A 19,210-nucleotide genomic window follows, 5' to 3' on the forward strand; every position below is an offset into this window, starting at 1 on the left:
AGGGGTTGCAGCGGGCCAACATTGGCCCGGCCGCAGGACGGCGCACGACGGACGATGCGCGACGGACGACAGACGACGCACGACGGACGACAGAGGACCCACGACGCACGACGCACGACGCACCGACCCGCCGCTACCCCCCGTAGCGGTGCTTGAGGTTCGGGTCGTCCAGCCACCACGGCCGCATCCCGCCCTCGTCCTCCTCCGGCCGCCCCGCCGCCCGGTCCTGCGCGGCCTGCGCCTCGAAGCGGGCGTCCAGCTCGGCGTCCACGGCCTTGATCTCCTCGCGCCCCTGCACCACCATCCGCCGCACCAGCGCGGCCAGGAACGGCAGGCCGACGAGGTCGCCCAGCACCCAGAAGGCGTTGCCGCCCCAGGTCTGGTCCTGCGCCAGGCTCGGCCCCCAGGGCCGCCCGAGCGCCACGTAGTAGTGCTCGGCGACGAGGTGCCCGCCGTAGATCAGCACGATCCCGAGCCCCGCGTCGAAGATCACCTCGGCGAAGGTGATGAACAGCCCGACCAGGTGCGGGTACTCGTGCCCGACCGGGTCGAGCTGCAGTCGCGGCCAGAAGTAGGCGAGGCCCAGCAGCACCAGCGCCAGGTGCAGCACCAGGTTGCCGACGCCGCTGGAGACCGACCACTCGTACCAGGGCGTGAAGTAGAGGAGCCACGGCGGCGCCATCAGCAGCGCGGTGGAGACCGCGGGGAACATCAGCACCTTGGAGGGCCGGCTGCGCAGCGCCCGCAGGATCCGCTCCCGCCGGTGCTCCGGCGAGGACCGGACCAGCAGCGAGACGGGGGCGCCGAGCGCGAGCAGCAGCGGGACGACCATGAGCAGCAGCACGACCTGCACGGCCCGGTCGGTGAACAGGACGCGCTCGTACACCCCGAGGCCGGAGCAGGTGCACCAGATCCACAGCAGCAGCCCGCCGAGGAAGGCCGCGGTGCGGGTGGGCTGCCAGCGGGCGCCGTCGCCGCGGTTCGCGGTGCGCACCGCGGCCAGGTACCAGCCGCCGAGCAGCAGCGACAGGGCGAGCACCACCGGTTCGAAGGTCCAGGAGGTGGCCAGGTCGGACCACTGCCACGCGGGCGGTCCGCCGTACGCGAGCACCCGGGCCCCGTCGGCCAACCCGCCGGCCAACGCGCCGTCCACCGCGCCGTTCATCCGTCCGCCCACCTCATCCCTACCGCCGCAGGGGCCGCGGCGCCCGGCCATGATGGCCTTCCCGACGCCGTCCGCCGCAGCCGGGGCCCACCTCTATACCCGGACCTGAACAAAGCTTTGCCAAAGCCGAACAAAGCTTTGCCCAGGCAAAGTTCTGCCCATGGCGACCCCGGAGGCGCAACCGGCGCGAGCCCGCTCCCGTCTGGCAGGATGCACCGTCGGCGATACCGGCCACGTGGGTGACAGCAAGGGGACGACAAGAGGTGCAAAGCACTGCACGCGGCGAGGGCCGGCGGCTGGCCGCGCGCCACCGCAACATCGAGCTGGGCCTGCTGGCGCTCGCGGTGGCCGTCTGCCTGGCCGGACACATCGACGCCTCGCTGGCGATGACCGACAAGCTGCCGCCCGGGCTCCTCGTCCACGGCCTGTCCCTCGGCGCGCTGGTCGCGGTGGCGCACCTGGCGGTGCGCCGGTTCGCACCGTACGCGGACCCGCTGATCCTGCCGCTGGGCGTGTTCCTGACCGGCTTCGGGCTGGTGCTGCTGGACCGGCTGGACTTCAGCTACAAGGCCGCGCACGCCGCCAAGGGCGACTACCAGAAGCTCCCGGCCGCGCCGGGCCAGCTGATGTGGACGTTCATCGCGGTGGCGGCGGCGCTCGCGCTGATCGTCTTCGTCAAGCACCACCGCTTCTTCCAGCGCTACGTCTACGTGCTGATGGCGGGCGCGCTGATCCTGCTGACCGCGCCGATCTTCTCGCCGACCGACAGCTTCGGCGCCAAGCGCTGGATCAAGCTCCCCGGGCTGCCCTCCTTCGAGCCGGACGAGTTCGTGAAGGTCGCGATCACGATCTTCTTCGCGGGCTACCTGATGGCCTCCCGGGACGCCCTGGCACTGGCCGGGCGGAAGGTCTGGGGGATGACCCTCCCGCGCGGGCGGCACGCCGGACCGGTGCTGGCGATCTGGGCGGTCAGCCTGATGGTGCTGATCTTCGAACGCGACCTGGGCACCTCGCTGATCTTCTTCGGCGTCTTCGTCGTGATGCTGTACGTGGCGACCGAGCGCACCAGCTGGGTGGTGCTCGGCCTGCTGATGGCGGTCGGCGGCGCGGCCGTGGTCGGCACCGTGGAGCCGCACGTGCACGGACGCGTCGAGGCCTGGCTGCACCCGCTCGACTACTTCCCCCCGGTCAACAACCAGGCGATCTCCGCACAGCCCGCCGAGGCGCTGTTCAGCCTCGGCACCGGACACATGACCGGGACCGGCCTGGGCTCCGGCCGGCCGTGGCTGATCGGCTTCGCCGGGCGCAGCGACTTCATCTTCACCACCATCGGCGAGGAACTGGGCCTGGCCGGGGTGACCGCGATCCTGCTGGTGTACGTGCTGCTGATCCAGCGCGGGCTGCGCACCGCGGTCGGCCTGACCGACCCGTTCGGCAAGCTGCTGGCCACCGGCCTGTCGGCGGCCCTCGCACTGCAGGTGTTCGTGGTGGTCGGCGGCGTGAGCGGGCTGGTCCCGCTGACCGGCAAGGCGCTGCCCTTCCTGGCGGCCGGCGGTTCCTCCCTACTGGCGAACTGGCTGATGGTCGCCCTGCTGATCAAGCTGAGCGACTCCTCGGGGCGCACCGCCATGGACCCGGCCCCGACCAGCCCGGAGCCGCTCCCGGCGCAGGCCGTCCCGGCCGAGCGGGCGGCGGCCGGCACCCCGGCCTCCGCCGCCCCGGGCGGGACCCTGGGGGCGGGCGAACCGCTGGCCGCGGGCCTGGACGCGCTGCCGGGCACCGGGCCCGACCCGGCGGGCCCGTCGTCCGCGCCGTCCGCGCCGCCCGGCCCCGGCCACGCGGACCCGGGCGCCCCCACCGAGCTGCGCCCCTCCTTCGGCCACGCGCCCGGCGCGCCCCGGCCCGACGGACCGCAGCACGGCGGAACGCTGCCCGGCACCCCCCAGTACGGCGGTCCGCAGTTCGGCGGTCCGCAGCACGGTGGAGCGCAGGCGTCGTACGGCTACCCGCCGATCAACGAGCAGTCCACCCACGGCTACGGCCACCCGCAGCAGCCCCCGTACCCGCAGAACCCGACGATCGGCTGACCCCACCGGCACACCCCGGCCCCACCGGCACCCACCGGCACACCCCGCCGGCCGGCCGTCAAGGTGCCGTCAAGGTGCCCCAGGCCCCCGCCGACCGGCCCGGACCGCCCTCGGCACGATTCGTACACAAGTCGAACACCGGCCGACCGCCGTCAGCGCAACCGACAACGCGGCCGGCAACGCGGAGGGCCTCCCCCGCACCCGCGAGGGAGGCCCTGCCCGTACGAAGCCGCCGCCACGGCCGTGCCACTAGCGCGCCGCTACCGCTGCTCCCACGGCGGCCGCGGCGGGTACCCCGGCACCTGCTCCGCCCCCGGCCCCGCCCCCGGCCCCGCCCCCGGCCCCGCACCCGGTCCCGCACCCGCCCCCGGCCGCTCCGGCGGCGGTGGGGAGGGCCGGTCGCTGTCCGGCGGCGGCGGGGCGGGCCGGTGGTGCGGCCCGGGCCGAGCGGTGAGCCGCGCGCGCACGTTGTCGGCGGCCAGCACGTCGGCCCACCGCTCGGGGTACTCGGCGGGCACGTCGACGTCGTCGCCGTCCTCCTCGCCCCACTCCTCCTCGACGCCCTCGGCCAGGCCGAGTTCGCGGGCGCGCCGGGCCCGTTCGACGGCCCGGCGGGCGGCGACCTCGCGGACCACCGCGGCGGCCGCCTCCTCGTGGGCGCGCTCGTTCTCGGCGCGGGCGTCGGCGGTCTCCAGGGTGGGCCAGCGGCGGTCTATGGCGGCGTTCATGGCGGCGCCGATGAGTACGGCGAGGGCCACCACGAAGATCCACAGCAGGACGGCCACCGGCGCGGCCAGCGAGCCGTACACCGAGGGGCCCTCGACCGAGCTGACCAGGTAGAGCCGCAGGCCGACGCTGCAGAAGACGAGCACCACCAGGGCGACCAGCGCGCCGGGGATGTCCTCGCGCCAGGGCGTGGAGACCGGCACGGCCAGGTGGTAGAGGGTGGTGAGGGAGACGATCAGCAGCAGGATGGCGACCGGCCAGTAGGCGGCGCCGACGAGTCCGGCGGCGCCGGGGACGGCGTTCTCGACCAGTCCGGGCCCGGCCATCAGCAGCGGCAGCACCAGTGAGCCGATCACCAGGGCGCCGAGGTAGAGGCCGAGCGACAGCAGCCGGGTCTTGACGATGCCGCGCTTGCCGTCCAGCCCGTACATGACGGTGATGGTGTCGATGAAGATGTAGAGGGCCCTGGAGCCGGACCACAGCGACAGCAGGAAGCCGATCGAGATCAGGTCGGGCCGGGCCTGGTCGAAGACCTGGCTGAGCAGCGGTTTGACGACCTCGTTGACGGAGGAGTCGGACAGGACCGTTCCGGAGGCCGAGACGATGTCGTGCTTGAGCCGCTCGATGGTGCCCGCGCCGAGGAACCCGTCGAGGTAGCCGAGGGTGGCGGCGAGGCCGAGCAGCAGCGGCGGGATGGACAGCAGGGTGAAGAAGGCCGCCTCGGCGGCGAGGCCGGTGACCCGGTACTCGACGCAGGTGTTGGTGGTGTCCTTGACCAAGTCCCACGCCGTGCGGCGCCACAGGCCCTGTTTGGCCGCGCGCCGGGAGCCCTTGCCCCGGCGCCGGGAGGGCCGTTCGGGGTTCGGTCTGCTCGTATCGCCTGCTGCTTGCACAGGGCTAACGGTATCGGGCCGGGTCGCTCCGGTTGATCTCCCCCGGGGTGCGGGCGCGTGCGCCCCGGCCGTGCGGGCTGCCGTCCGGGCACGTGCGCACCGCCGCGTCGGCCGCCGCACCGGACCGCGGTCCGAGCGCCCGTCAGGAGGCCCGGCCGGGAGCGGCGGGAACGCCCGGGCGTCCCAGATGCCGAAACTCCGGAGTCCAGTATGCGGATGTTAGTGGACCGCGAGTCCCGCGCCGTGCGAATCTCTTGCCATGCCTAGCGCCGGAACCACCCTAGTAGGTCGACTCCACGTCGATCTCCTTCGCGTGTCCAGCGCCATCTGTCCGGTGACCTGAGCTCCCACCCCGCCGCACCACCGCACCCGGCGCCGTCCACCCCGCCATCCCCGCACGAGCGGATGCGCAGGCGCCCGCCCGGCCCGGTCAGCTGCTCTCCCGGCCCTGAGAAACCCGCAGGTCACAGCAGCGATCGCACGGCCGAGCACGCCCCGCGACCCACCCGGCGCCAGCGCCACCTGCCCAGAAGGACTTCACCATGGCCACCTCTCCCGAGACTGCCGAGCCCACGGCCGACCGCCCGGTCGCGCCCCGCCCCGCCGCGGCTCGCAAGGTGACCCGCCACCGCGGCGAGGGCCAGTGGGGCATGGGGCACTTCACCCCGCTGAACGCCAACGAGCAGTTCAAGAAGGACGACGACGGTCTCAATGTGCGGACACGTATTGAGACGATCTACGCGCACCGGGGCTTCGACTCGATCGACCCCGCCGACCTGCGCGGCCGGATGCGCTGGTGGGGGCTCTACACCCAGCGCAAGGAGGGCATCGACGGCGGCAAGACCGCGATCCTGGACCCGCACGAGCTGGACGCCGAGTACTTCATGCTCCGGGTGCGCATCGACGGCGGCCGGCTGACCGTCGCCCAGCTGCGCGCGGTCGCCGAGGTCTCCGAGCAGTACGCCCGGGGCACCGCCGACCTGACCGACCGGCAGAACATCCAGTACCACTGGATCCGGATCGAGGACGTCCCGGCGATCTGGCAGAAGCTGGAGGCCGTCGGCCTGTCCACCACCGAGGCCTGCGGCGACACCCCGCGCGTCATCCTCGGCTCGCCGGTGGCCGGCATCGCCGAGGACGAGATCATCGACGGCACCCCGGCCATCGAGGAGATCCAGCGCCGCTTCATCGGCAACAAGGACTTCTCCAACCTGCCGCGCAAGTTCAAGAGCGCGGTCTCCGGCTCCCCGCAGCTGGACGTCGCCCACGAGATCAACGACGTCGCCTTCGTCGGCGTGGTCCACCCCGAGCACGGGCCCGGCTTCGACCTGTGGGTCGGCGGCGGCCTGTCCACCAACCCCAAGCTCGGCGTGCGCCTGGGCGCCTGGGTCCCGCTGGACGAGGTCGCCGACGTCTACGGCGGTGTCATCGGCATCTTCCGCGACTACGGCTACCGGCGCCTGCGCAACCGCGCCCGGCTCAAGTTCCTGGTCGCCGACTGGGGCGTGGAGAAGTTCCGTCAGGTCCTGGAGGACGAGTACCTGAAGTACCGCCTCGTCGACGGGCCCGCCCCGGCCGAGCCCGCCGCCCGCTGGCGCGACCACGTCGGCGTCCACAAGCAGCAGGACGGCCGCTACTACATCGGCTTCGCCCCGCGCGTCGGCCGGGTCGACGGCAAGCTGCTCGGCCGGATCGCCGACCTCGCCGCCGCCCACGGCAGCGACCGGCTGCGCACCACCGCCGAGCAGAAGATGCTGGTCCTCGACATCGCCGAGGAGCACGTCGACTCGGTGGTGGCCGGCCTGGAGGAGCTCGACCTGCGGGTCACCCCCTCGCCGTTCCGCCGCGGCACCATGGCCTGCACCGGCATCGAGTACTGCAAGCTCGCCATCGTCGAGACCAAGGAGCGCGGGCGCACCCTGATCGACGAACTGGAGCAGCGCCTGCCGGAGTTCGCCGAGCCGCTGACCATCAACATCAACGGCTGCCCGAACGCCTGCGCCCGGATCCAGGTCGCCGACATCGGCCTCAAGGGCCAGCTGGTCACCGACGAGCACGGCGAGCAGGTCGAGGGCTACCAGGTCCACCTGGGCGGCGCGCTCGGCCTGGAGGCCGGCTTCGGCCGCAAGGTCCGCGGCCTCAAGGTCACCAGCGCCGGCCTGCCCGACTACGTCGAGCGCGTGCTGACCCGCTACCAGGCCGACCGCGCCGAGGGCGAGCGCTTCGCCCAGTGGACGGCCCGCGCCACCGAGGAGCAGCTGTCGTGAGCGAGCGCAGCGAGCGAACCGGTAGGCAGGGCGTTGTTCGCGAAGCGAACGCCGAGCGGAGCGAGGTGGGCGATGAGTGAGCGAGCCGCGCCGTTCTTCTGCCCGTACTGCGGGGACGAGGACCTGCGCCCGTCCGAGGCCGGCCACGGCGCCTGGGAGTGCCACGGCTGCCGCCGCGCCTTCCAGTTGAAGTTCCTCGGCCTGCTGTCACCGACCAACGGGGGTGCGTCGCATGACCGACCGGGCCACGACTGACCACGAGGAGCTCGCCGTCCGGGCCGGCCGCGAGCTGGAGGAGGCCACCCCGCAGGAGGTGCTGCGCTGGGCCGCCGACACCTTCGGCGAGCGGTTCTGCGTCACCTCCTCGATGGAGGACGCGGTGGTAGCCCACCTCGCGTCCTCGGTGTTCCCGGGGGTGGACGTGGTGTTCCTGGACACCGGCTACCACTTCCCGGAGACCATCGGGACCAGGGACGCGGTCGCCGCGACCATGCCGGTCAACGTCATCACGCTCACCCCGCTGAGGACGGTCGCCGAGCAGGACGCCGAGCACGGGCCGCGGCTGCACGACCGCGACCCGGACCTGTGCTGCGCGCTGCGCAAGGTCGAGCCGCTCAACCGCGGCCTGGCCGGCTACGACGCGTGGGCGACCGGGCTGCGCCGCGACGAGTCCCCGACCCGGGCGAACACGCCGGTGGTCTCCTGGGACCCGAAGCGCCGCAAGGTCAAGATCGCCCCGATCGCCCGCTGGACGCAGCAGGACGTGGACGCCTACGTCGCCGCGAACGGCGTGCTGCTCAACCCGCTGCTGTGGGAGGGCTACCCGTCCATCGGCTGCTCGCCGCTGTCCTGCACCCGCAAGCCGGGCGAGGGCGAGGACGCCCGGGCCGGCCGCTGGTCCGGCTCCGGCAAGACCGAGTGCGGCATCCACCTCTGAGGCCCCCGGCCTCCTGACCGTCCGTCAACCACCGTGTAAGGAAAGAACCGTGACAGCTCACACCCCGGCCGCCGACGGAGCCGCAGAGGCGGCCCCCGCGGCCGCCCCCTGCGAGCGCGGCGCCACCGTGTGGCTGACCGGGCTGCCGAGCGCGGGCAAGACCACCCTGGCCTTCGCACTGGCCGGGCGGCTGCGCGCCGAGGGCCACAAGGTCGAGGTGCTGGACGGCGACGAGATCCGCGAGTTCCTCTCCAAGGGCCTCGGCTTCTCCCGCGAGGACCGGCACACCAACGTCACCCGGATCGGCTTCGTCGCCGAGAAGCTCGCCGCCAACGGCGTCAAGGTGCTCGCCCCGGTGATCGCCCCGTTCGCCGACTCCCGCACCGCGGTGCGCGAGCGGCACGCCGCGGCCGGCACCGAGTTCCTGGAGATCCACGTCGCCACCCCGGTCGAGCTGTGCGCCGAACGGGACGTCAAGGGCCTGTACGCCAAGCAGGCCGCCGGGGAGATCTCCGGCCTGACCGGCGTCGACGACCCGTACGAGGCCCCGGCCGCACCGGAGTTGCGCCTCCAGACGCAGGGCCGCGCGGTCGCCGAGTCCGCCGCCGAGCTGCACGCCTTCCTGACCGAGAGGGGTCTGGCATGACCACCGCGACCGACAGCCCGGTCCGCACCCAGGACGCCGGCCAGGATTCAGGGGGGCCCTTCGCGCTGTCCCACCTGGACGCGCTGGAGGCCGAGTCGGTGCACATCTTCCGCGAGGTCGCGGGGGAGTTCGAGCGCCCGGTGATCCTGTTCTCCGGCGGCAAGGACTCCATCCTGATGCTGCACCTGGCGCTCAAGGCCTTCGCGCCGGCCGCCGTGCCCTTCTCCCTCCTGCACGTCGACACCGGCCACAACTTCCCCGAGGTCCTGGCCTACCGCGACCGGACCGTCGCCGAGCACAACCTGCGCCTGCACGTCGCCCACGTCCAGGACTTCATCGACGACGGCCGCCTGCGCGAGCGCCCCGACGGCACCCGCAACCCGCTGCAGACCGTGCCGCTGCTCGACGCCATCGAGACCAACCGCTTCGACGCGGTGTTCGGCGGCGGGCGCCGCGACGAGGAGAAGGCCCGCGCCAAGGAGCGCGTCTTCTCCCTGCGCGACGAGTTCGGCGCCTGGGACCCGCGCCGCCAGCGCCCCGAGCTGTGGTCGCTGTACAACGGCCGCCACGCCGTCGGCGAGCACGTGCGGGTCTTCCCGCTGTCCAACTGGACCGAGCTGGACGTCTGGCAGTACATCGAGCGCGAGGGCATCGAACTCCCCGAGATCTACTACGCCCACGAGCGGGACGTCTTCGCCCGCAGCGGCATGTGGCTGACCGCCGGCGAGTGGGGCGGCCCCAAGGACAGCGAGCCCGTCGAGCGGCGCCTGGTGCGCTACCGCACCGTCGGCGACATGTCCTGCACCGGCGCCGTCGACTCCGACGCCACCACCATCGAGGCCGTGATCGCCGAGATCGCCGCCAGCCGCCTCACCGAGCGCGGCGCCACCCGCGCCGACGACAAGCTGTCCGAGGCCGCGATGGAAGACCGCAAGCGCGAGGGGTACTTCTAATGAGCACCACCAGCACGACCGTCGGGACCAGCGCCACCTCCCTGCTGCGCTTCGCCACCGCCGGCTCCGTCGACGACGGCAAGTCCACCCTGGTCGGCCGCCTGCTGCACGACTCCAAGTCGGTGCTCGCCGACCAGCTGGAGGCCGTCGAGCACGCCTCCCGCAGCCGCGGCCAGGAGGCACCCGACCTCGCGCTGCTCACCGACGGCCTGCGGGCCGAACGCGAGCAGGGCATCACCATCGACGTCGCCTACCGCTACTTCGCCACCCCCCGGCGCCGCTTCATCCTCGCCGACACCCCCGGGCACGTGCAGTACACCCGCAACATGGTGACCGGCGCCTCCACCGCCGAACTCGCCGTCGTCCTGGTCGACGCCCGCAACGGCGTGGTCGAGCAGACCCGCCGGCACGCCGCCGTCGCCGCCCTGCTGCGGGTGCCGCACGTGGTGCTGGCCGTCAACAAGATGGACCTGGTCGACTACGCCGAGCCGGTGTTCGCCGCGATCGCCGCCGAGTTCACCGCCTACGCCGCCTCGCTCGGGGTCAAGGACGTGCTGGCCGTCCCGATCTCCGCCCTCGCCGGGGACAACGTCGTCGAGCCGTCCGCGCAGATGGACTGGTACGGCGGCCCGACCCTGCTGGAGCACCTGGAGACCGTCCCGGTCGGCAGCGACCCCGGCGCGGAGCCCGCCCGCTTCCCCGTCCAGTACGTGATCCGCCCGCAGACCGAGGAGCACCCCGACTACCGCGGCTACGCGGGCCAGCTGGCCTCCGGCGTGCTGCGCGTCGGCGACCCCGTCACCGTGCTGCCCTCCGGCCACACCACCACCGTCGCCGCCATCGACGCCCTCGGACGGGAAACGGACCTCGCCTGGGCCCCGCAGTCGGTCACCGTCCGCCTCACCGACGACCTCGACATCTCCCGCGGCGACCTCATCACCGCCGGGGCCTCCCCCGCCCCCACCAAGGACATCGAGGCCACCGTCAGCCACCTCAACGAGCGGCCGCTGCGCGCCGGGGACAAGGTGCTGCTCAAGCACACCACCCGCACCGTGCGCGCCCTCGTCAAGGAGATCACCTACCGCATCGACATCGACACCCTCGAACAGCGCTCCGGCACCGAGGGGTTGAACGTCAACGACATCGGCCACGTGAAGCTGCGCACCGCCGAGCCGCTGGCCCTCGACGACTACACCGACAACCGCCGCACCGGCTCGTTCCTGCTGATCGACCCGGCCGACGGCACCACCCTCACCGCCGGCATGGCGGGCGAGGCCTTCGCCACCGTACGCACCGACGGCGCGCCCGGCGCGCCCGAAGAGGAGGACTGGGTCTGATGCCCAGCGAGGCGTTCTCGGGCATGGACAAGGAAGGCGGCCGCATCGGCAGCGGCGTCCTCGGCAGCGGCCAGGGCGGCTTGACCCGATGTGCGGGCCGACGGGGCTGAGAACGCCCCGTCACCGGGCCGCTCCCCACGGCCGCCCGGCTTGCCCGGCACACCCCCTGCCGCAAGCGCCACCTTCCCACCGTCCGCCCGGGACCGCTTCCTGACGGTCCGTCCGCGAACAGGACCCACCATGGCACCGCACCAGGCACCCTCGTACCGCACCCCCTCCGATCGGCCCGCCCGCCCCAACGCCGGCCGGATCAGACGCACGGCCGCGGCCGCCGCCGCCGGCCTGACCGCCGTCGCCCTGCTGTCGGCCTGCAGCTACGGCTCCAAGGCCGACACCAAGGCCGACACCGCGGCCACCGTGGGGAGTTCGGCGTCCGGCCCCAAGCTCACCGCGGACACGGTGAAGATCGGCTACTTCGCCAACCTGACCCACGGCACCCCGCTGGTCGGGCTCCAGGAAGGCATATTCCAGAAGGAGTTGGGCGCCACCCAGGTGAAGACCCAGGTCTTCAACGCGGGCCCGGCGGAGATCGAGGCGCTCAACGCCGGATCGATCGACATCGGCTGGATCGGCCCCTCCCCGGCGATCAACGGCTACACCAAGTCCGACGGCAAGTCCTTGAAGATCATCGGCGGTTCGGCCTCCGGCGGGGTCAAGCTGGTGGTCAACCCCGAGAAGATCGGCTCGCTGGACGACCTCAAGGGCAAGAAGATCGCCACCCCGCAGCTGGGCAACACCCAGGACGTGGCGCTGCTCAACTACCTGGCCGGCAAGGGCTACAAGGTCGACGCGGCGTCCGGCGCGGGCGACGTCTCGGTGGTGCGCACCGACAACAAGGTCACCCCCGACGCCTACCGGCAGGGCTCCATCGACGGCGCCTGGGTGCCCGAGCCCACCGCCTCCAAGCTGGTCACCCTCGGCGCGAAGGTCCTGCTCAACGAGAAGGACGTCTGGCCGGACAAGAAGTTCGTGATCACCAACATCATCGTCTCGCAGAAGTTCCTCAAGGAGCACCCGGACGTGGTGGAGGCCGTGCTGCGCGGCTCGGTGAACACCAACGCCTTCATCAAGGCCAACCCCGACAAGGCCAAGGCCGACGCCAACGAGGCGATCAAGAAGGAGGCCGGCAACGCGCTGGAGCCGGCCGTCCTCGACCCGGCCTGGTCCGACATCGACTTCCTGGACGACCCGCTGGCGAACACCCTCCAGGCCGAGGCCGACCACGCCGTCACCGCCGGGCTCCTCAAGAAGCCCAACCTGAACGGCATCTACGACCTCACCCTGCTGAACAAGGTCCTCGCGGCCAAGGGCCAGGCGCCCGTGGCGGACGCCGGACTCGGCGCCAAGTAGCCCGGCGCCCCGCAGCTCCGCGGTCCGGCCCCCGCCCGCCCGGTCGATCCCCGATCGATGCCCACCGGGCCGGGCGGGGCCGGACCCGGCCTCCCGCTCCGCAGCCCCGCCAGCCCCGCCAGCCCCGCCAGACCGCCAGACCACTCACGCAGGAGGTGCCCGGATGACCCCGGCACTGACCACCTCGGCGGACGCCCCCGGCGCCGACGCCACCGGCGGCACCCCCGCCGTCCGGATCTCGCACGTGCACAAGTCCTTCGGCCGCCCGGGCGCCGCCACCCACGTGCTGGACGACATCACCCTCGACGTCGCGCCCGGCGAGTTCGTCACCCTGCTCGGCGCCTCGGGCTGCGGCAAGTCCACCCTGCTCAACCTGGTCGCCGGCCTCGACGCGCCCACCCGCGGCAGCATCGAGGTGTCCGGCGGCCGCCCCGCCCTGATGTTCCAGGAACACGCCCTGTTCCCCTGGCTCACCGCCGGGAAGAACATCGAACTGGCCCTCAAGCTGGCCGGCGTCCCCCGCCCCGAGCGCCGCGCCGAGGCCGAGCGCCTGCTCGAACTCGTCCGCCTGAACGGCGCGTACGGCAAGCGGGTGCACGAGCTGTCCGGCGGCATGCGCCAGCGCGTCGCGATGGCCCGCGCCCTCGCCCAGGGCAGCAAGGTGCTGCTGATGGACGAGCCCTTCGCGGCCCTCGACGCCATCACCCGGGACGTCCTGCACGACGAGATCACCCGGATCTGGGCCGAGCGGCAGCTGTCCGTCCTGTTCGTCACCCACAACGTGCGCGAGGCCGTCCGGCTGGCCCAGCGCGTCGTGCTGCTCTCCTCCCGCCCCGGCCGGGTCGCCCGGGAGTGGCGGATCGACCTTCCGCAGCCGCGCCGCATCGAGTCCTCCGGCGTCGCCGACCTGTCCATCGAGATCACCGAAGAACTGCGTGGGGAGATCCGTCGCCATGGCCAGCACTGACACCGCTCCCGTCGTCCTGGACAAGAACCCCGTCTCCGACGGCGTCTCCGACAGCGCCGACGTCGGCGCCGGCCTGGACGCCCTCGACTCCGTCACCGCCCGGCGCAGCTCGCTCGGCGAGGTGCTGCGCGGCAAGGCCCTGCCGCCGCTGATCGGCGTGCTGGTGGTGCTGGCACTGTGGCAGGGCGCGTACAGCCTGCACCTCACCTCCTCGTACAAGCTGCCCAGCCCCACCGACGTGTGGCACTCCCTCCAGGACCTCTGGTACCAGGGCACGCTGTTCTCGATCATCTGGACCAGCGTCTGGCGCGGCCTGTCGGGCTTCCTGCTCGCCGTCGTCATCGGCACCCCGATCGGCCTGGTCGTCGCCCGGGTCAAGCCGGTGCGCACCGCGATCGGCCCGGTCCTCCAGGGCCTCCAGTCGCTGCCCTCGGTCGCCTGGGTGCCGGCCGCCGTCATCTGGCTCGGCATCAACGACCAGATGATGTACGCGGTGATCCTGCTCGGCGCGGTCCCGTCCATCGCCAACGGGCTGGTGGCCGGCATCGACCAGGTCCCGCCGCTGTTCCTGCGGGCCGGGCGCACCCTCGGCGCCACCGGCCTGACCGGCGCCCGCCACGTGCTCATCCCCGCCGCGCTGCCCGGCTACCTGGCCGGCCTCAAGCAGGGCTGGGCGTTCTCCTGGCGCTCCCTGATGGCCGCCGAGCTCGTCGCCTCCTCCCCCGACCTCGGCCGGGGCCTGGGCCGGTTCCTGGAGGACCAGCGCGAGTTCTCCGACATGTCCGGGGTGCTGCTCGGCATCATCCTGATCCTGTTCGTCGGCATCGCCATCGAACTGCTCGTCTTCACCCCGGTCGAACGCCGGGTGCTGCGCAACCGCGGCCTGCTGGCCTCCGGCAAGTGAGGCGGCCGCCGGTGCCCGCCCTCCTGCTCATCGCCCACGGCAGCCGCGACCCGCGGCACGCCGCGACCGTGGCCGCGCTGGTCCGGGAGGTGCGGGCCCAGCGGCCCGCCCTGGAGGTCGCCACCGCCTACCTGGACCACTGCGCGCCGCGGATCCCCCAGCTGGTCGGGCGGTCCGGCCGGTTCGGGCGGGCGGCGGACGCGGTGGCCGTCCCGCTGCTGCTCAACCGGGCCTTCCACGCCAAGCACGACATCCCCGCCGCGCTGCGCGCCACCGGCGCGGGCCTGCCGGTGGCGGACGTGCTGGGCCCCTCCCCGCTGCTGCTCGCCGCCCTGGACCGCCGCCTGGCCGGGGCCGGGCTCGACGTCGGCTCGGCGGCGGTCCGCGCCCGTACGGGTGTGGTGCTGGCCGCGGCCGGCTCCTCCGACCCGGCCGCCGACGCGGCCACCCGCCGGGTCGCCGCCGAGTGGCGCCGCACCCGCGGCTGGGCCGCCGTCGAGGTCGCGTACGCCTCGGCGGCGGGCCCGCGCGTGCCCGACGCCCTCGCCGCCCTGCGCGCGGCAGGCGCCGAGCGGACCGCCGTCGCCCCGTACCTGCTGGCCCCAGGCCTGCTGCCGGACCGCATCGCGGCGGCTGCGGCGGGCGCGGACCTGGTCGCCGACGTCCTCGGCGCCGCCCCGGAGCTGGCCGCACTGCTGCTGGAACGCTACGACGAGGCCCGTCGGGCGGCGGCAACGGTTCCGGCGCTGAGCGCCTGAGCCGGAGTCCGGCTCAGCGTGCCTCCGTCTCCGCCCGGTGCACGTACGCGGCGATCTCGACGGCTTCCCAGTGCCGCGCCCGCTCGAGGTGCCGACCGGTCCGGGCCGCATGCTCCTGCTGGTGACGCGCGACGGCGGCGGTGATCACGCTCAGTGGCACCGTCCCGCCCGGGTCCACGACGGTGGCTTCGACCCATTCCCGGAGGAGGACGCCCGGCTCGGTCTCCCGCTCCTGCGCCCGTCGTCGCACCTCGTCCATCACCGGCTTGGGCAGCCGCAGCCAGGTGGTGATCATCGCCGGCTCCGGGGCCGGCGGCTCGGCGTCCATGAGCTGGCCCCCGGCCAGTTCGCGCGTCCCGCCGTACTCGGCGCTCGCTTCGAGCTCCGGCTCGTCGGCCATCCACCACTCCCATCGAGCCACCGGGCCTCTCCCGTCTCCTGGGCCGCAGCGTGCCAGCGGCCCGCACGCCGGGCCAGCCGCACCCACTCGGGCGGGTGACGGCTCGCGGCAGCACCGAGGGCACGCACGGCCGGTGGCGTGCGCGCCCTCGGGGTGGGGCCGGGTCGGACCCGGCGGAGGGTGGAGGTGTCGCCCGGGTGGCCGGCGTCGGCGTCGGCATCGGCGAGGCCTCCGGAGAGCTGGTAGAGGGCGCCGTCGGGGCGGGCGGGGATCCCGTCCCGGGCCCCGCAAAGGGGGAGGTCCGCCACCCGACGGGGGTGCGGGCGGCGGACCCGGCTGCGGTGGTGGTGCGTCAGGCCGGGAGGTTCCACTTCTGGTTGGCGGCGCCGTTGCAGTCCCAGATGCCGAGCTGGTTGCCGTTGTTGGTGGCGAAGCCGAGGTCGTCCAGGCAGCGGCCGGACTGCGGGTTGTAGAGCGAACCGTCGGAGCGGGCCTGCCACTGCTGGGCACCGGTGCCGTTGCAGTCGTAGAGCTGGACCATGGTGTGGTTGGCGGTGCCGCCGCCGGCGACGTCCATGCACTTGCCGAGGGCGCGGACGGTGCCGTCGACGCCGATCCGCCACTTCTGCGCGACGGAGCCGTTGCAGTCGTAGATCTGGACGGGGGTGCCGTTGCCGAGGTTGGCGCCCTTCACGTCGACGCACTTGTTGGCGTAGCCGGTGATCTGGCCGGTCGGGCCGGCCGGCGGGGTGGCGCCCAGGATGACGCGCGGGAACATGACGCTGTCGCCGATGCCGCAGGCCGCGGAGACGCTGCCGTCCCCGATCGCCACGCCGCCGATCGCGGGGCGGGTGAACTGCACGGTGTGGGTGGAGTTCCAGTAGTAACAGGTGGCGGCGACGGTCCAGGTCTGCATCGGGTCGAGGCCGCTGCAGCTGCCGATCGCGCTCCAGCCCGCGACGTAGGCGCCGCAGGAGGGCGCGGCCTGGGCGGAGGTGGCGGGTGCGGCCAGGGCGGCGGCCCCGGCGAGCAGGGCGGTGGTCAGCAGGGCGGAGGTTCGGCGCATCGGGACGGTGGTCCTTCCGGTCGGCGAATCGCGTCAACACGACGTCTGTGCACTGGTGGTGACTGTGCGGCAGTTGTGTGGGCCGTGTAGAAGAATCGGGGTTCGCCGGGTCACCGTCAAGCTCTCGTTCAAGGCGAGCTTCAACGGATTCACGCCAGCTGTTCGGTCGGCAGGCGCTCGGACGGCCCGGAAACGGGCGGCCCGGAAACGCGGAACGGGCCCCGCGCTCCCCACCACAGGGGAGCACGGGGCCCGTTCGGCGAAACCGGGGCCGGGGGCCGGGAGGCCGGGACGGCCGTCAGTCGAACTTGCGGCGCTGGCGCCCCGTCCCGTAGTTGCCGCCGGACTGGGAGCCGCTGCCCGGCCGGGCCCGGCCGGAGGAGCGCCCGATGAACCCGGCGGCCTGCGGCCGCTCGCCCTGGGTGGCGGCGCCGAGGCGCTGCTTGGGGCGCGGGCGGCGCGGGTTGCCGTTCATGTCGACGTCGGCGGGCAGCCCGGAGCGCTTGGCGGGGCGGCGGCGCGGGTTGCCGGACTTGCCGGCGCCCTTGCCGTCGGCCGAGGCGGCCGGGGCCGCGGGCTGGGCGGCGGCCGGGACGACCAGCGCGACCGCGACGCCGCTGGGGGTGCGGGCGCCGGTGATCCGGGACAGCTCGGCGTCGCCGGGGCGGATCTTGGTGACGGTCGGGCGGATCCCGGCGACCGTCATCAGCCGGTTGACCTCGCGGCGCTGCTCGGGCAGGACGAGGGTGACGACGGTGCCGGACTCGCCGGCCCGGGCGGTGCGGCCGCCGCGGTGCAGGTAGTCCTTGTGGTCGATCGGCGGGTCGACGTTGACGACCAGGTCGAGGCCGTCGATGTGGATGCCGCGGGCGGCCACGTTGGTGGCGATCAGCGCGGTGACCTCGCCCTCGCGGAACTGGTCCAGCACCCGGTTGCGCTGCGGCTGGGACTTGCCGCCGTGCAGGGCGGCGGCCATCACGCCGGTGGCGCGCAGCTGCTTGGCGAGCCGGTCGGCGCCGTGCTTGGTGTGCACGAACATGATCACCCGGCCGTCGCGGGAGGCGATGTGCGCGGTGGCGGAGGCCTTGTCGGTGGGCTCCAGCTGCAGGACGTGGTGGTCCATGGTGGTGACCGCGCCGGCCGAGGGGTCGACCGAGTGGGTGACCGGGTCGGTCAGGAAGCGCTTGACCAGCCGGTCCACGTTGCGGTCCAGGGTGGCGGAGAACAGCATCCGCTGCCCGCCCTCGGCGACCTGCTCCAGCAGCCGGCTGACCTGCGGGAGGAAGCCCATGTCGGCCATCTGGTCGGCCTCGTCGAGGACCGTGATGGCGACGTCGGACAGGTTGACGTCACCGCGGCCGATCAGGTCGTCCAGTCGGCCGGGGGTGGCGACCAGGACCTCGGTGCCGCGGCGCACCGCGTTGGCCTGCCGGCTGATGCCCATGCCGCCGACGACGGTGGTGATCCGCAGGTTGACGGCGGTGGCGTACGGGGTGAGCGCGTCGGTGACCTGCTGGGCGAGCTCGCGGGTGGGCACCAGGACGAGCGCCAGCGGGTGCCGGGAGTCGGCGCGGCGCCCGGCGGTGCGGGCGAGCAGCGGCAGGCCGAAGGCGAGGGTCTTGCCGGAGCCGGTGCGGCCGCGGCCGAGGACGTCGCGCCCGGCGATCGAGTCGGGCAGGGTGGCGGCCTGGATCGGGAACGGCTCGGTGACGCCCTCGCGGGTGAGCGCGGAGAGGATCGCCTTGGGCAGTTCGAGCTCGCCGAAGGAGGCTGCCGGGGGCCGGGCCGGGGTGCCCTCGACGACGGTGAAGTCGGCGGGCTCCGCCACGGCGGTGCGGGTGGCCTTGGGGGCGCCGGTGCGGCCCCGGGGCTTGCGGGTGCGGTCGGCGGCGGCGGCGCCGTCCCCGGTGCGGCGGGCGCGCTCGGGGTTGTCGCCGGTGCGGCGGGGGCGGCCGGTGCGGCCTTCGGCCGTGCGGTCGCCGGTGCGTGCGGCGGAACGGTCGGTGGTGCGGTCGCCTCGGTCGCGGGGCGTGCGGGCAGGGGTGGTCACGGGTTCTCCGTACGTCGGTCGGCAGCCCGCGTTCGCGGACTGGTCGGCCGTCTGAGTGGAGTGCGCCGCCCCGGCCGTACTGCGGCATGAACGAGGGCCCGCACCGCCGAGCGGTACGGGCCCCCGCTTCACGAGATCACAGGATCACGTGTCAGCTGAGAGGCTGAACGTCAGGCGATGACCTGGATGTTCTCGCCCTGCGGGCCCTTCTGGCCCTGGGTGACGTCGAACTCGACGCGCTGGCCCTCGACGAGCTCGCGGAAGCCGTTGGCCTGGATGTTCGAGTAGTGGGCGAAGACGTCCGGGCCGCCGCCGTCCTGCTCGATGAAGCCGAAGCCCTTTTCGCTGTTGAACCACTTCACGGTGCCGGTAGCCATAACCGTCTCCTCATACTTGGGGCATCAGGGACCCACACCTCGTGAGTCCCCAAGTAGCCGCGATCCCCATCCGGAGACTGAAACACCGGACAAAACAAATGCGCCTGTTGGTTGGTACCAGCAGGCGCACACACACGTTCATGGGAACCAAAACTGCAACTGCTTCGACTGTAGCACGGTCGCACCCCGATTGACCGGGGACTTTTCTGCTCGACAGATCACGTTTGGCCCCCCTGGAAAGAGGGGACGGCGCCCCGCCGGAGCGGG

The 19,210-nt window shown here is 73.4% G+C and carries 18 protein-coding genes; 12 read left to right on the forward strand and 6 right to left on the reverse strand.

Annotated features, from left to right (window positions below):
• Positions 1–133: 133 nt before the first annotated feature.
• Complete coding sequence (locus ACFXOZ_RS15985) at positions 134–1,165, reverse strand: cytochrome c oxidase assembly protein (RefSeq protein WP_375890154.1); 1,032 nt, start codon at positions 1,163–1,165, stop codon at positions 134–136.
• A gap of 263 nt (positions 1,166–1,428) precedes the next feature.
• Here ACFXOZ_RS15985 and ACFXOZ_RS15990 point away from each other — a divergent pair, with 263 nt between their 5' ends.
• A complete protein-coding gene (locus ACFXOZ_RS15990) occupies positions 1,429–3,252 on the forward strand; it encodes an FtsW/RodA/SpoVE family cell cycle protein (protein WP_380590828.1) in 1,824 nt (607 codons plus the stop codon).
• A 260-nt stretch (positions 3,253–3,512) separates the two neighbouring features.
• On the opposite strand, the gene ACFXOZ_RS15995 is transcribed toward ACFXOZ_RS15990, so the two are convergent.
• Entirely contained in the window at positions 3,513–4,871 is a 1,359-nt protein-coding gene (locus ACFXOZ_RS15995) for a YihY/virulence factor BrkB family protein (protein WP_380590831.1), read from the reverse strand.
• Between the two features lie 259 nt (positions 4,872–5,130).
• On the opposite strand from ACFXOZ_RS15995, the gene ACFXOZ_RS16000 reads away from it, so the two are divergent.
• The 11 genes from ACFXOZ_RS16000 (at position 5,131) to ACFXOZ_RS16050 (ending at position 15,050) form a co-directional block, all read left to right on the forward strand.
• Positions 5,131–5,214: a putative leader peptide gene (locus ACFXOZ_RS16000; protein ID WP_310593185.1), complete on the forward strand. Its 84-nt coding sequence runs from the start codon at positions 5,131–5,133 to the stop codon at positions 5,212–5,214.
• Positions 5,215–5,413: 199 nt separating this feature from the next.
• Positions 5,414–7,138 carry a nitrite/sulfite reductase gene (locus ACFXOZ_RS16005; RefSeq protein ID WP_375890149.1) on the forward strand — a complete coding sequence of 575 codons (1,725 nt, stop codon included), beginning with the start codon at positions 5,414–5,416 and terminating at the stop codon, positions 7,136–7,138.
• A 72-nt stretch (positions 7,139–7,210) separates the two neighbouring features.
• Positions 7,211–7,393 (forward strand): hypothetical protein, encoded by a 183-nt coding sequence (locus tag ACFXOZ_RS16010; protein ID WP_375890147.1) that lies wholly within the window; start codon positions 7,211–7,213, stop codon positions 7,391–7,393.
• Positions 7,371–8,075 carry a phosphoadenylyl-sulfate reductase gene (locus tag ACFXOZ_RS16015; protein ID WP_375890145.1) on the forward strand — a complete coding sequence of 235 codons (705 nt, stop codon included), beginning with the start codon at positions 7,371–7,373 and terminating at the stop codon, positions 8,073–8,075. The genes ACFXOZ_RS16010 and ACFXOZ_RS16015 overlap by 23 nt, the downstream gene beginning before the upstream one ends.
• Before the next feature lie 49 nt (positions 8,076–8,124).
• Complete coding sequence (gene cysC / locus ACFXOZ_RS16020; RefSeq protein WP_375890144.1) at positions 8,125–8,721, forward strand: adenylyl-sulfate kinase; 597 nt, start codon at positions 8,125–8,127, stop codon at positions 8,719–8,721.
• Positions 8,718–9,674 (forward strand): sulfate adenylyltransferase subunit CysD, encoded by a 957-nt coding sequence (cysD, locus tag ACFXOZ_RS16025; protein WP_375890142.1) that lies wholly within the window; start codon positions 8,718–8,720, stop codon positions 9,672–9,674. The genes cysC and cysD overlap by 4 nt, the downstream gene beginning before the upstream one ends.
• Entirely contained in the window at positions 9,674–11,011 is a 1,338-nt protein-coding gene (locus ACFXOZ_RS16030; RefSeq protein ID WP_380590834.1) for a sulfate adenylyltransferase subunit 1, read from the forward strand. Before cysD ends, ACFXOZ_RS16030 begins: the two co-directional genes overlap by 1 nt.
• Before the next feature lie 240 nt (positions 11,012–11,251).
• Positions 11,252–12,421, forward strand: coding sequence for an aliphatic sulfonate ABC transporter substrate-binding protein (locus ACFXOZ_RS16035; RefSeq protein WP_375890139.1), 1,170 nt, complete (start codon positions 11,252–11,254; stop codon positions 12,419–12,421).
• Between the two features lie 163 nt (positions 12,422–12,584).
• The gene (locus ACFXOZ_RS16040) at positions 12,585–13,388 is read left to right on the forward strand and encodes an ABC transporter ATP-binding protein (protein ID WP_375890137.1); all 804 of its coding nucleotides are present in this window, start codon (positions 12,585–12,587) and stop codon (positions 13,386–13,388) included.
• Positions 13,375–14,292: an ABC transporter permease gene (locus tag ACFXOZ_RS16045; protein WP_380590838.1), complete on the forward strand. Its 918-nt coding sequence runs from the start codon at positions 13,375–13,377 to the stop codon at positions 14,290–14,292. The genes ACFXOZ_RS16040 and ACFXOZ_RS16045 overlap by 14 nt, the downstream gene beginning before the upstream one ends.
• A gap of 11 nt (positions 14,293–14,303) precedes the next feature.
• Positions 14,304–15,050: a sirohydrochlorin chelatase gene (locus ACFXOZ_RS16050; RefSeq protein WP_380522782.1), complete on the forward strand. Its 747-nt coding sequence runs from the start codon at positions 14,304–14,306 to the stop codon at positions 15,048–15,050.
• Positions 15,051–15,063: 13 nt separating this feature from the next.
• Here the strand turns inward: ACFXOZ_RS16050 and ACFXOZ_RS16055 are convergent, their stop codons facing one another.
• From ACFXOZ_RS16055 to ACFXOZ_RS16070, 4 genes are all read right to left on the reverse strand, one after another.
• The gene (locus tag ACFXOZ_RS16055) at positions 15,064–15,450 is read right to left on the reverse strand and encodes a hypothetical protein (RefSeq protein ID WP_380590841.1); all 387 of its coding nucleotides are present in this window, start codon (positions 15,448–15,450) and stop codon (positions 15,064–15,066) included.
• Between the two features lie 352 nt (positions 15,451–15,802).
• Complete coding sequence (locus ACFXOZ_RS16060; protein WP_380529311.1) at positions 15,803–16,516, reverse strand: ricin-type beta-trefoil lectin domain protein; 714 nt, start codon at positions 16,514–16,516, stop codon at positions 15,803–15,805.
• A gap of 298 nt (positions 16,517–16,814) precedes the next feature.
• Positions 16,815–18,566, reverse strand: coding sequence for a DEAD/DEAH box helicase (locus ACFXOZ_RS16065; protein ID WP_380590844.1), 1,752 nt, complete (start codon positions 18,564–18,566; stop codon positions 16,815–16,817).
• 170 nt (positions 18,567–18,736) lie between these two features.
• Entirely contained in the window at positions 18,737–18,943 is a 207-nt protein-coding gene (locus ACFXOZ_RS16070; protein WP_196949043.1) for a cold-shock protein, read from the reverse strand.
• Between the last annotated feature and the right edge of the window lie 267 nt (positions 18,944–19,210).

It is taken from the genome of Kitasatospora sp. NPDC059160 (genome assembly GCF_042755465.1).
GTDB lineage: Bacteria > Actinomycetota > Actinomycetes > Streptomycetales > Streptomycetaceae > Kitasatospora.